Source organism: Mumia quercus, assembly GCF_025506335.1.
Taxonomy (GTDB): Bacteria; Actinomycetota; Actinomycetes; order Propionibacteriales; family Nocardioidaceae; genus Mumia; species Mumia quercus.
Genome location: NZ_JANZYO010000006.1, coordinates 229985 through 241762, shown reverse-complemented (window position 1 = coordinate 241762; position 11778 = coordinate 229985). Strand labels below are relative to the sequence as shown.

Here is an 11778-nt window from a genome sequence, read left to right as displayed (position 1 = left end):
TGAGCGAGTGAACCGTCCACACACTCAGGAGGAATCATGATCAGCCCTGGCCTACCCGCGGTAGTCGTGTCGCTGCTGCCGCAGGACATCAACATCGGTCCGAACTCCAACGGCCTACCCGGCATCGATCAGCTCAAGTCCATCGTCGGCGCATCCATGACCGTTGGGCTGATCCTGGCCGTCCTCGCTCTCATCATCTCCGCGATCGTGTGGGCGCTCGGCGCGAACTCGTCGAACCCGCACCTGGCCGGGCGAGGCAAGTTCGGCGTCCTCGTCGGCCTAGGCGCAGCGATCGTCACCGGCGCGTCCGTCGCGCTCGTCAACTTCTTCTGGAACGTCGGCCAGTCCGTCTGACCAGGCTGAGGACGAAAGGAACTTCGATGGTCGACGTCTGCGATGTGCCCGTCATCTCGCCTGTGTGCGACGTCGCGGGTGACGCGGCGGGGGCGCTGGTCTCGGCGCCCTTCGACTGGCTCGCTCAGGGCATGGGGCACGCGGCGGGCTGGATGTTCGAGGCGGTGTGGGAAGTCTTCGACTCGACCACGATGGTCGACGTCACCAGCAGCCAGTACACGAAGGTCTACAACATCCTCTTCGGCATCGCCGTCTTCGTCATGCTCGGCTTCTTCATGCTCCAGGTCATCGGCGGCATGGTTCGACGAGAACCCTCCGCGCTGTCGAGAGCCGCCCTCGGGTTGGCGAAGTCCATCCTCGGCTCCTTCGTCGCTCTCGCGCTCCTTGCGACCGCCCTGGAGATCACCGATCAACTCTGCGTCGGCATCGTCAACGCGGCCGGGACCAACATGGAGGAGATGGGCGATCGCATCGCCCTGTTGACCACCGGGCTCGTCGGGCTCAACGTCGCGGCGCCCGGCGCAGGCGCGATCCTGACCATCTTCATCGCCGGCCTCGCCATCGGCGCCGCAGGCATCGTGTGGATCAGCCTGCTGGTCCGCAAGGCACTCCTGCTCATCGCGATCGTGTTCGCTCCGATTGCCCTCGCCGGGTCGAACTGGGACCACACGCGCGGCTGGGTGAGCAAGTGGGCATCGTTCGTGATCGCCCTCATCCTCTCGAAGGTCGTCCTGGTAGTGATCTTCCTGCTCGCCACTGCACAGGTCTCCGCCCCCATCGACAGCGACATCCAGTCGGTGTCAGAGCCGATCGCCGGTGTCGTACTGATGCTGATGGCCGGGTTCGCGCCGTACATGACTTACAAGGCGATCAACTTCATGGGCTTCGACATGTACCACGCGATGTCGGCCGAGCAGGAGGGCAAGGCTGCGCTGAACCGGCCAATGCCGATCCCGATGAACCGCGCGCCAAGTTCGCAGCCGAGCAAGGTGCTCGATGGCGGGTCCAGCGGCGGCGGCTCGGGTGGTTCCCCGACGCCACCTGTTCCCACTACCGGGTCGGGACCATCGACCGGCACGGCTGGCGCGACTTCTGGAAAAGGCGGCGCTGCCGCTGGTGGCGCGGCTGCGGGAGGCGTCGCCGCCGGGGTCGTAGTGGCGAAGGAAGCCGCCACCGCAGGGGTGCGCACAGGCAAGGTGGTCGGTGGCGCTGCATCCGAACAGACCGACGCCGCCCAGAAGATGCCCGCCACACCCTCAGGCACACCGCTGCCGCCTCACGTTGCGGACTCGATCCCCGCCCAGTCGAACGGCAAGAAGGGCTGAGTGATGAGAAGCCAAGCAACCGCGCACCACTACGAACTCGCGCCGGTCAAGTTCTCCCGCCTCACCCGACGTGGCGTTCTCCTCGGACTCTCCGGGTCGCAGCTCGTCGTGGTCGGCATCGGCGCGATCGTCCTGGTCTTCGCCCTCTACTTCGGCGTCGGCGAGTCACTGATGTACGTCGTCCCGATCCTCCTGCTCTGCGCTGCCCTCTCGTTCGTCGCCATCGGTGGCCGCAAGATCGTCGAGTGGCTCCCAGTAGTCACCAAGTGGATGTGGCGCTCGACCGGCGGGCAACTCCTGTTCCGCCGCCGCATCGTCAAACCACGACCGGCCGGAACGCTGTCGTTGCCCGGCGATGCAGCTCGACTTCGCCAATGGTTCGACCCCGAGTGCGGGGCGGTGATGGTCCACGACCCACACGCCGCCACGCTGACCGCCATCGTCGGCGTCACACACCCGGCGTTCATCCTGCTCGACCCCCTCGAACAGCAGCGCCGGGTCACGAGCTGGGGGCGCGTCCTCGCCACCGCTTGCCGCTCCGGGCGCATCGCCTCGTTGCAGGTGATGGAGAAGACCCTGCCTGACTCCGGCAAGGGACTCGCTGAGTGGTGGTCCCAGCACGGTCGCCAGAACGACTCGTGGACGTCGACGACTTACGGCGAACTCATCAACCGCGCTGGCCCTGCGGGCGAACGGCACGCGAGCACCGTCTCGATCTCACTCGACATAAAGGCTGCTGGCCGCGCGATCCGCGCTGCTGGTGGCGGCAACCGAGGAGCCGCGGCCGTGCTGCGGCAGGAGATGTCGACCATGACCGCCGCGCTCCGAGCTGCTGACCTCGCTCCGTCCGGTTGGCTGGAGCCTGGTGACCTGGCGGTCATCCTGCGTTCGGCCTACGACCCGGTCGTCGCCGGCGCGTTGGAACGCCACGGCGATCTCGGCCGCGACCTCGCTTCCGCCGGGCCGGTCGCCGTCACCGAGAACTGGTCGAGCGTGCGCTCGGACTCCGCGCACCACTGCGTGCTCTGGATCAGCGAGTGGCCGCGCTCCCTGGTCTACCCGGGCTTCCTCGCGCCCGTGCTCCTGTCGTCGGGAATCCGCCGCACCTTCACTCTGATCTACACGCCCATGCGCACCGACCAGGCCGCGAGAGACATCCGCAAGAAGAAGACCGAGTACATCTCTGATGCCGCCCAGCGCCAGCGGATCGGCCAGATCGAGGACGCCCAGCAGTCGGCCGAGTACAGCGACGTCCTCCAGCAGGAGGCCGACCTCACCGCCGGCCACGGCATCCTCCGCACCACGGGACTCATCGCTGTCAGCGCCCAAGACCCTGACGAGCTCGAACGCGCCGTGGCCGACATCGAGCAAGCGGCCATCCAAGCCTCCTGCGAGACCAGGCGGCTCTGGGGGCAGCAAGCCCAGGCATTTACAGCCGCCGCCTTACCCCTGTGCCGGAACGTCTGATTCCGCGTGCGCAACGTACTGCACCTCTCACCAGGGGCGGCTACCCCGACTTCCTCGCAAGGACGCCGATCGAGCAATCGTCCTTAGTAGCAAATCGGACCTTCGTGTCGATTAGCCGGCGCAACTGCTTTCTGTACTCGGGATTCTTGGTTCGGGTTGTCGGAGCGGATGACAGGCGTGCCACGATCTTCAAGCAGGCTGGGGCAAGTTCCTCGGTTCGGGAGTCGTAGAGACTGTTCGCCGTGCCGTCGCTCATCATGATGAAACCATCGACGCCGTTAAGGTCGCCGCGCAGAATCCTCATAGCGCCGGCTGCCGTCTTCGAGGTCACGAAGCTGGTCTGATTTGCGAACTCTGAGTTGTCTGGGCCAGAAGCAACCTGTGCACTTCCGTCCTTCACGTATCCGATGACTCCGTCGCCGACGTGGAGGATCAGGAACTTGTCGCCCGCCGCAGCAACAGCGAGGAAGGTGGCTGCCAGGTCCCGAATCTGAACGCCCTGACGTTCGGCCACGTCCCCGAGACGCTCGAGCAGGTATTCCACAATCTCAAGCTTCAGCGATGCGCCGTCCTGGCTGGCGACGAAATCGCTGAAACGTTCCACGAGCAGCCTGCATCCAGCGTCGACGAGAGCCTGGGCACCGAACTCTGCGTGCGTGGCGGAGCCTGCCCCGTCCGACAGGCACATCACCTGCACCCTGTTGCGCGCTAGGTAGGCCGTACGGTCTTGGCCACGAACGCCGTCGAGGACGTGACCACGGCCTCTGACCTGATAGTGGAACGCCCGGAACAACTCAGAGATCCTCGATGCCTCGAATAGATCCAAAGTCGATGGGGGGCTCGCCGCCTGGCATCGACTGAGAGACCTTGGAAACGGACTTCGATAGCCACTCGAAGAACTCTTTGAAGTTCAGGCCCTGCAAGCGAAGCGGCGGTCGCCCCGGTGAGAATCTCCCAAGGACATCGAGGTCTGCATCACTTCCGATCCCGATCGGGAAGACCGTGAGTTTCTTGCTGTCGACCATGCTTGTCACCCGCTCGATCGCCCGCTCCAACGCGGCCCTATCGCCGTTCGGCTGGCCGTCGGTCATGAGGACGAGCCACGGCTGGTAGTACAGGACGCCGGTGTCGGAGTACTGCGACTTCCGCTTCTCAAGTGTGTCGAGAGCGAGATTCACGCCTTCGCCCATATGGGTAAGACCGCTGGGCGAAATCGAGACGTCTCGTCGGAGCCCTTCGATGCTCGCGAAATCCTGAACGAGGTCAGCTCCCGAGTTGAAAGCAACGACGCAGACCTCGGCTGAGTCGTGGGCATCGTCGTCCTCATCGATGGCGGCGTAGAATAGTCCGATCCCCTCGATGAGCTCGCGGATCTTGTCGCCGGCCATGGAGCCGCTCGTGTCGATGCAGAGTGAAACCGGGACTCTTGGAGTTGGGTTCTCGACTAGGTCGTCGGCTCGGATATCGAATGCCATGGTCAGCATTCCTTTCTGGGTGGGTTTGAGATCTTCAACTGTTCCACCACTTCTGCAGGCGCCCCCACAAGCTGGGCTGCTGCTGGAGAGTGGGCTTCGATGCAGTCGGCTTGGATGGCGAGGGAGACGTGCGCGGGGCACGGTGAGTGCGGGACGACGTCGTCGCGCGGGCCCTTGCCGTCGTCGGCGGGCACGTCTTCTTGATGGCGGCGTGGGATTTCGCCACCTCAAGCCCTTTCGACTTGAACCACTCGATGTGGTCAAAGTCGATGAACGGTTGCCGACAGTCGGTGCACAGCCTGGACGGGTCGAGCGCCTTGGCTCGCTTCTCGCAAGCCGAGCAGCGGCCGTAGGAGAGATCGGACTTAAGAACCGACTTGTTGCAGCTCTTGCAGGTGCCCGTCTGGCACTTGGAACACCGGCCATCAACGAGGTAGCGACGCGGCGTCTCCTTGCCGCAACGTTCGCAGGTGCCGAAGTCGCGTTTGCGATTGCACTCTCGGCAGCGTCCGTTCTTCAGGGCCCCTGGCGGTCGCGGGGTCCCGCAGTCGGAGCACTTCGGTCGGTTCTGCTGGCGGCAGTCGAAGCACATGTCGGGGATGCTGTGCTCCTGGGTGGCTTCACTCCACTCACCCACGAGCGCGTGTGCACGACGGCACTGGGGACAGTCGAGGATGGGCGTATCAGGCTTGAACGCCTTGAATCGGAATGGGTACACATCGTTCGACATTGGGTCGAAGTTTTTGTCGCTGCCGAGCCACCAGCGATACCTCCGAAACGCTCGGAGCCACTCGTCTGCGGTCGGGGGCGACGTGTACCGATTGCCGTCACGGTGGAATGTGTGCCAGAACATCTCCTTGAGGTCGCGCGGCATGTGGCTCCACATGTACTTCCAGTTGCCTTCAGGCTGGTCACGGTTTGAGCGTTCACCCACCTGGAAGGCGAAGTTGCCGTCCTTGACCAGACGGGCAATGTCCCCGTCCGATCCCGATCGGGCGTATGGGAACTGACCCGTGATCAGGACCATGAAGAGCATCGTGGCGACAGCGAAGAGCTCCTCTTCCATTGTGCGAAGCGACTCGGCGTACGGTCGGCCAAGTGCCGACGCGGCTGTGAACATGGGAGTCCCAACTGGGCACGGGTACCCCTCGACCTGCCAGGAGTCGGCGTCGATCATCCAGACATTCTTCGCCTCGTCCACGACGACGTTCTTTGGGTTGATGTCACCAACGATCACGTTGAGCGAGTGCAGGTAGGAGACCTTCTCCAGGAAGGAGATGCAGACATCAACGAGGTCTGCCTTCGTCCAGCCGGGGAAGGCCTTGAGGAATCGTCGCGGATTCATGATCACGCGGAACTCGTTGCCCCTGGCTCGAGGCATCATGTAGCCGACGAACTCGCCCGCTTCATTTGTGACGACTGCCTCGGGGAAGCAGATTCCTTCCGAGTGCAGGCTCCTAGAGGTGAAGTGCTCGACCTTCGCCTGGCGGTGGCGCGTGACATGGTCACGGTCGAAGATCTTGATGACGCGGTCGCCATCGACTGCGTATGCCGCACCCTCGCCGCCCTCGCCGAGGAGCTCATCGAGAACGACCCATCCACGGCCAGCCGGAGATTCGAGGTGGACCTTATCTCCGGGGCCCGGAATGCTGGCCACCTCAATGGGCGTGTCCGCGCCCCTGAACGGAGCGTTTCCGTCGAATGGCTCGACGCGGCGCCGAACGGTCGCTACCCCAATCGACGCCCTGGCGGCAGTCGCACCCGGGCGACGGTCCACCGGCTCTGCGGTCCCGAACTGTCCCTTGAAGTCGGCGAGGAGCGGGCTCAACGCGGCAACCTCGCGGGCATCTCCCTCGTCCTGCTTGCGACGAAGTTTCCGCACTCCTCGCTCGTACAGGGTCTGATCACTCTCTACTTCGACGAGTCCGTCGCTCGTGAGTGATCCCGCGACGAGTTGCTTGCTGCTCGATGCCGACAACAAGCGGACATGGAGCAGCGGCGTGATGTCGTTGATGATGAGGCACATGTCGTACTGGTTCGCGTAACGCGTGAATATGGCCTCGAAGACAGAGTCCGCGTAGTGCGTCGCATCGTGACCGATGTCGGTGCGCATCAACTTGAGGGCCGCGGCGTCCTCGATGAACCCAAGTGCCACGCCTGCACGGCGGATCGCCTCTTCTCGGTCCGGGTCAACCTTCCGGCTCTGCCTCGTCAGCTCCTCGATCACGTCGGTCGGGATCACGATCGGGTTGTCATTGAGCCGAATCTGCTGGCCGCATCGTTCGAGCAGTGCCTTTAGGCCACCTCGCCGTTCGGGTCGGTCGTCCATGAAGACGCTCGTGTCGATGAGCAGTCGCCCGCCGGGGCTAACGAAGTCGAGCGGGTTCACTCGCTTGGGGGCCCTCATTAATCATTCCCGCCAAACGAGACGTTCTGCTGGAAGCCGGCCTTGACGTCGTCGGCAAACCCCTCGATGGCCTCCGCTGCACGGCTTCGGCTCACGGCGCGGGCGTGCTCGTAACGAGCAATCGCTGGCGCGGGAATGCGGTGGTGACTCGCGACCTTGACGCTGTCGATCTCGCCGGAATCAATCAGCTTCATCAAGGTGGGACGCGAGATGCCAAGCATCTTGGCTGCCTCGGTTGTGGTGAATTGCTCCTTGACTGGGACGACCACGGCACCGGCGATGCCCTCGGCCTCCAGTAGTTCGAGGAGCTTCTGGGCAGTGTCGCGCGGGATCGAGAGCGTGACTGCGACCGGATCGTTGGTCTCCGCCAAGGCCGCGCGGACCGACTGGATCGCACGTTCCACGTGTCCGACCACGACTCCTCCTAACTGTCACACGTGTCTGTATCTGACGCATCTGAAATCTAAGTGTCGTAAGTGCAACCTGTCAAGAACCGCCGCGGTAGCGACTCCTGCAGTCAAACGGCAGGCCCCCGTCGGGGCAGGCACGCACACCTTCATCTCGACCAGACCGAAGAGGAGGCTCCGATGCCCACGTTCGAGAACCCGTCGGCCGACGCCGACGAAGTACAAACTGCCCTGCGTGCCCTGGCCCACGCGACCCGCTCTATCGATGACCCGCGCCAGATCTACTCGGTGCTCGGGTCTCTCACGTCGGCCGTCGCGGCGCTGAGCCAATCACTGCACCAGCTCGCGGCCTTCCACGACGCCGCTGCCCAGAAGGGCGTGTGGGTGGCCGGCGACTCCCGCGCCGGGCGCGCGGCGACCTATCAGGTGTCCTGGGAGCTGCACCGGGCGGGCGAGATCCTCCACCAGGTCTCCGAGTCCATCGCCAGCGCTCACAACGCCGAGTCCCGCCTCACCTACATCCATCCTGACTTCCCGGCCTTCGCAGACGCGCCACACCGCTCGGCCAACCACGGGCTATCGCTGTGAAGGGCTGGAACGAAGGCCGCCTGCACAGCGCGGTTCTCGTCGCCCCTCGACGCGAACGTCGTCGTGACCGGCGTGCTCGCAAAGCGGCGGCGAAGTCCCTACTCGCCGAGGACCGGGACTCCCGCAAGGCCGTCGCGAAGGCCAGAGCCGACGAAATCGCGGCCGAAAGTCGCACAACCGTCGTGTTGCCGAGGGCCGGCGAGCCCGGACCCGCCGCTCTCCGCACGCCCGGTCGCCTGCGGTTGCCGCGTCATCAGGACACCTCGGCCACGCTCGCGGGTGCTTACCCGTTCCTCGCCGAAGGTGGCCTCGGGAGCGACGGGGTCTTCGTCGGCCAAGACCTCTACTCCGGGTCGTCGTTCGTCTACGACCCGTGGGTTCTCTACGCCCGTGGTCTGATCACCGCTCCGAACCTCGTGCTCGCGGGCATCGTTGGCTCGGGTAAGTCGGCGTTGGCGAAGAGCCTCTACACGCGCTCGATTCCGTTCGGTCGCCGCGTCTATGTCCCCGGTGATCCGAAGGGCGAGCACACCGCGGTCGCCGAAGCGGTCGGCGGCAAGGCCATCCTGCTTGGGCACGGCATGGCCAACCGGCTCAATCCGCTCGACGAAGGACACCGGCCCGCAGGGCTCGACGACATCCAGTGGGCAACTCAGGTGACCGCCCGACGACGCGAGCTGGTCGGTGCGCTGGCAGAGACCGTGCTCGACCGCAGACTGACTCCGCTAGAGCACACGGCGATCGACGTGGCCCTAGCCGACGCAGTCCGCATAGCCGAAGTGCCCATGCTGCCGATGGTGGTCGACCGGCTTCTCGCACCTGACGAGACCACGGACACCGATGGTCGACTCGCAGAGGACGGCCGCCTCGTCGGACACGCACTTCGTCGTCTCGTCGCAGGCGACCTGGCCGGGCTGTTCGACGGCCCGAGCACCGTGCGCTTCGACCCGAACCTGCCGATGATCTCCCTCGACCTCTCGCGGGTTACGGAGAACGCGACGCTGATCTCGGTGTTGATGACGTGTGCGTCGGCGTGGATGGAGTCCGCGCTACTCGACCCGGCCGGTGGGCAGCGGTGGGTGGTCTACGACGAGGCGTGGCGGCTCATGTCGCACCCCGCCCTACTGCGTCGCATGGACGCACACTGGCGGCTCGCGCGGCACTACGGCATCGCGAACATGCTGATCTTCCATAAGCTCTCAGACCTCGACAACGTCGGCGACCAAGGCTCCGTCCTGCGTGCACTGGCCTCGTCACTGCTGGCAAATGCCGAAACGCGCGTGGTGTACCGGCAGGAGTCCGACCAGCTCGGCACAACGGCTGCCGCACTCGGCCTGACCGGCACCGAGCAGTCACTACTGCCGACTCTGGGCACCGGCCAGGGTCTGTGGCGGATCAAGCACAGGTCGTTCGTCGTACAGCACCAGCTCCATCCGGCCGAGCTGGAACTCTTCGACACCACGGGCCGAATGAACGGCGTGGCACCGGCTTCACACCTGCCTTCCGGGACAGGAGGAATCCGATGAGAGTCCAGACCCGAGACCTCGCGGCCCGCGAGGAGAAGCTTGAAGCACTACAGAAGAAGCTCACCGATTCCGTCGGCGCGCTCGTGACTGGCGACGACTGGAAGCGGGCGTTGGAGTTCGCGGCGAAGTTCCGCTCGCGGTCCTTCAACAACACGATGCTGATCTACGGCCAGCATTACGCCGCGTTCCAGCAAGGCCGGGTCCCAGAGCCGATGCCGACGTACGTCGCCGGCTTCAAGCAGTGGCTCAGCCTCAACCGCTCGGTGATGAAGGGCCAGTCGGGGTACGCGATCCTCGCTCCGGTCACGGCAAGGTTCGCCTCCTCGAGCCCGGCCGACCCGGACTCTTGGCGGCGTCTCGCCCGTGGCGAGAAGCCCGGCTTCGGGGAGGCTGTCCGATCCAAGCTGATCGGGCTGAAACCCGCGCATGTCTGGGACATCTCCCAAACTGACGGTGAGCCGATCCCCGAGCCACCGCGGCCGACGCTGTTGCAGGGCCAGGCGCCCGAGGGTCTGTGGGATGGGCTGGCCGACCAGATCACCGCGTACGGCTTCGAGTTGCGTCTGGTCTCCAACGCGTGGTCGATCGGTGGGGCCAACGGGCTGACCGACTACATGACCCGCGAGGTGTCGGTGCGCATGGACATGGACGACGCCGCCCAGGTCAAGACTCTCGCCCACGAGCTCGGGCACGTCATGCTCCACGGCCCGGACAACGCCGACGCGGCCATGCACCAAGGCATCGCCGAGGTCGAGGCCGAGTCCGTCGCCCTCATGGTCGGCGCCGCACACGGGCTGGCGACCGACGACTACACGATCCCGTACGTCGCCTCGTGGGCGAGCAGTGTGCCGGGCAAGACCCCCGTCGAGATCGTGCAGTCGACCGCCGAGCGAGTGCGCGGCGCTGCGGTCACGATCCTCGACAAGCTCGACACTTCACAGGTCGGGGACGGCAACCCGCCCGGACTCGACCGCGAAGCCCTTGCTGCCGGTCGGCGTGCGGCGCCGGTGGAGGCGGTCGCGCAGCGACAGGTGGAGACGGTCGGACTATGAGCATGATTAACGCCGCCGCGCGGTACCGGCGTGAGGACCGCCAGACCATGCGCGTCCCGGTCGTGATGCCGCTGGTCGAAGTCGACGTCGGCAACGACGGCTTCCTGACCGTCACGCTCGACCGAGAGCCGTATTCGGCCGACGGGTCGCTGATGCGCGATGACCTGAAGCGCGTGCTTGACGACATCGCTGGCGACCTCGGTACGGCGGTGCGGGTCGAGGTCCGCGAGGAAGACAAGTCCACCTTCACCGACATCGTCACGCCCGAGCGTCCAAAACTGCGGATGATCGAGCCCGAACGTGAGGCGACGACCCGGATCGGCGAGGTGGCCGGCGGTGGTTTTCTGCCCCACGAGGAAGTCGCCGTTGCGGTCGTGGTCGCCCGTCAGGTCGCGAACATTGACGGCACAGCCCGGCTTCGTCTGCCCCCCGCGTTACTCGAAGCACACCCCGGGCTGGTCGTGTTCATGGGCAAGAGGTCCGGCACCATCCTGGTCAGTGGCGGCGCGGCATGAACCCTCGTGGGCAGGGAGTCGATGACGACCTGGTCAACCTCGGACTCATCCTCATCGCTGCCGTCGGCGTGATCGCGGCGATTCTGCGGCTCGCCGGCTCGATAGCGGCCTGGCTATCGGGAGCCAGGCAGCCGAGCGGTGCCTGGGAAGCCGGGTTCCGCGTTCTCAGCCAACCGAGCGACCCGGCTGCTGCGCTTGGCGCTGACGGCCTCGCCGCATGGGTCTACTGGCTCGTGCTCGTCCTGATGGTCGCAGCGGTCGTGGCGAGTGCGCTGGTGTTGTGGCGGCGCATCGGCTCGATCAAACACAAGACCACGCACGACCCGCGGCGCCTGGCCGGCGTTGCGACTGTTCGCGACGTACGGTCTGTGGCCTCACAGAAGGCACTGCTGTCGCGCGGCCGGACCTTGCGGCCGTCGCTCGACGAACCCGAGCCGTCCGACATCGGCTACCTGCTCGGCCGCTCCCGTGGCCAGGGGGTGTGGGCGTCCGTCGAGGACTCGATCCTGCTGCTGGGCCCGCCCCGCTCGGGTAAGGGTCTGCACGTCGTCATCAACGCGATCCTCGACGCGCCCGGCGCTGTTGTCACGACGGCGACCCGCCCGGACAACATCGCAGCCACCCTCACCGCCCAGGGGAAGCGTGGCCCTGTCGCGGTCTTC

At 65.4% G+C, this 11778-nt stretch carries 11 protein-coding genes; 7 read left to right on the top strand and 4 right to left on the bottom strand.

Annotation, left to right across the window (positions count from 1 at the left end; genetic code table 11):
• Nucleotides 1–36: 36 nt before the first annotated feature.
• Genes NYZ95_RS15735 through NYZ95_RS15725 form a run of 3 tightly spaced genes read left to right on the top strand, consistent with a single transcriptional unit; the run spans nt 37 to nt 3146 of the window.
• Nucleotides 37–354 carry a DUF6112 family protein gene (locus NYZ95_RS15735; protein WP_262852271.1) on the top strand — a complete coding sequence of 106 codons (318 nt, stop codon included), beginning with the start codon at nt 37–39 and terminating at the stop codon, nt 352–354.
• A 26-nt stretch (nt 355–380) separates the two neighbouring features.
• Complete coding sequence (locus NYZ95_RS15730) at nt 381–1679, top strand: TrbL/VirB6 family protein (protein ID WP_262852270.1); 1299 nt, start codon at nt 381–383, stop codon at nt 1677–1679.
• A 3-nt stretch (nt 1680–1682) separates the two neighbouring features.
• On the top strand, nt 1683–3146 hold the full coding sequence (locus NYZ95_RS15725; RefSeq protein ID WP_262852269.1) for a PrgI family protein: 1464 nt from the start codon (nt 1683–1685) through the stop codon (nt 3144–3146).
• 40 nt (nt 3147–3186) lie between these two features.
• On the opposite strand, the gene NYZ95_RS15720 is transcribed toward NYZ95_RS15725, so the two are convergent.
• From NYZ95_RS15720 to NYZ95_RS15705, 4 genes are read right to left on the bottom strand one after another with little or no spacing between them, the layout of a single operon-like run.
• The gene (locus NYZ95_RS15720; RefSeq protein ID WP_262852268.1) at nt 3187–3939 is read right to left on the bottom strand and encodes a PP2C family serine/threonine-protein phosphatase; all 753 of its coding nucleotides are present in this window, start codon (nt 3937–3939) and stop codon (nt 3187–3189) included.
• 1 nt (nt 3940) lies between these two features.
• Nucleotides 3941–4621, bottom strand: a complete 681-nt coding sequence (locus NYZ95_RS15715; protein ID WP_262852267.1) for a vWA domain-containing protein — start codon at nt 4619–4621, stop codon at nt 3941–3943.
• A 34-nt stretch (nt 4622–4655) separates the two neighbouring features.
• The gene (locus NYZ95_RS15710; protein WP_262852266.1) at nt 4656–7028 is read right to left on the bottom strand and encodes a hypothetical protein; all 2373 of its coding nucleotides are present in this window, start codon (nt 7026–7028) and stop codon (nt 4656–4658) included.
• Nucleotides 7028–7432, bottom strand: coding sequence for a helix-turn-helix domain-containing protein (locus NYZ95_RS15705; RefSeq protein WP_262852265.1), 405 nt, complete (start codon nt 7430–7432; stop codon nt 7028–7030). The genes NYZ95_RS15710 and NYZ95_RS15705 overlap by 1 nt, the downstream gene beginning before the upstream one ends.
• 183 nt (nt 7433–7615) lie before the next feature.
• On the opposite strand from NYZ95_RS15705, the gene NYZ95_RS15700 reads away from it, so the two are divergent.
• From NYZ95_RS15700 to NYZ95_RS15685, 4 genes are read left to right on the top strand one after another with little or no spacing between them, the layout of a single operon-like run.
• Entirely contained in the window at nt 7616–8023 is a 408-nt protein-coding gene (locus tag NYZ95_RS15700; protein ID WP_262852264.1) for a hypothetical protein, read from the top strand.
• Nucleotides 8020–9549: a putative type IV secretion/conjugal transfer ATPase gene (locus tag NYZ95_RS15695; RefSeq protein ID WP_262852263.1), complete on the top strand. Its 1530-nt coding sequence runs from the start codon at nt 8020–8022 to the stop codon at nt 9547–9549. Before NYZ95_RS15700 ends, NYZ95_RS15695 begins: the two co-directional genes overlap by 4 nt.
• Nucleotides 9546–10601, top strand: coding sequence for an ArdC family protein (locus NYZ95_RS15690; protein ID WP_262852262.1), 1056 nt, complete (start codon nt 9546–9548; stop codon nt 10599–10601). Before NYZ95_RS15695 ends, NYZ95_RS15690 begins: the two co-directional genes overlap by 4 nt.
• On the top strand, nt 10598–11116 hold the full coding sequence (locus NYZ95_RS15685; protein ID WP_262852261.1) for a hypothetical protein: 519 nt from the start codon (nt 10598–10600) through the stop codon (nt 11114–11116). The genes NYZ95_RS15690 and NYZ95_RS15685 overlap by 4 nt, the downstream gene beginning before the upstream one ends.
• Nucleotides 11117–11778: the final 662 nt, after the last annotated feature.

What these genes read in the sequence shown, in the direction of transcription:
- NYZ95_RS15715 (WP_262852267.1), bottom strand. Translation starts at nt 4,621, where the DNA reads ATGGCATTCGATATCCGAGCCGACGACCTAGTCGAGAACCCAACTCCA.
- NYZ95_RS15690 (WP_262852262.1), top strand. Translation starts at nt 9,546, where the DNA reads ATGAGAGTCCAGACCCGAGACCTCGCGGCCCGCGAGGAGAAGCTTGAA.
- NYZ95_RS15700 (WP_262852264.1), top strand. Translation starts at nt 7,616, where the DNA reads ATGCCCACGTTCGAGAACCCGTCGGCCGACGCCGACGAAGTACAAACT.
- NYZ95_RS15710 (WP_262852266.1), bottom strand. Translation starts at nt 7,028, where the DNA reads ATGAGGGCCCCCAAGCGAGTGAACCCGCTCGACTTCGTTAGCCCCGGC.
- NYZ95_RS15725 (WP_262852269.1), top strand. Translation starts at nt 1,683, where the DNA reads ATGAGAAGCCAAGCAACCGCGCACCACTACGAACTCGCGCCGGTCAAG.
- NYZ95_RS15730 (WP_262852270.1), top strand. Translation starts at nt 381, where the DNA reads ATGGTCGACGTCTGCGATGTGCCCGTCATCTCGCCTGTGTGCGACGTC.
- NYZ95_RS15685 (WP_262852261.1), top strand. Translation starts at nt 10,598, where the DNA reads ATGAGCATGATTAACGCCGCCGCGCGGTACCGGCGTGAGGACCGCCAG.
- NYZ95_RS15735 (WP_262852271.1), top strand. Translation starts at nt 37, where the DNA reads ATGATCAGCCCTGGCCTACCCGCGGTAGTCGTGTCGCTGCTGCCGCAG.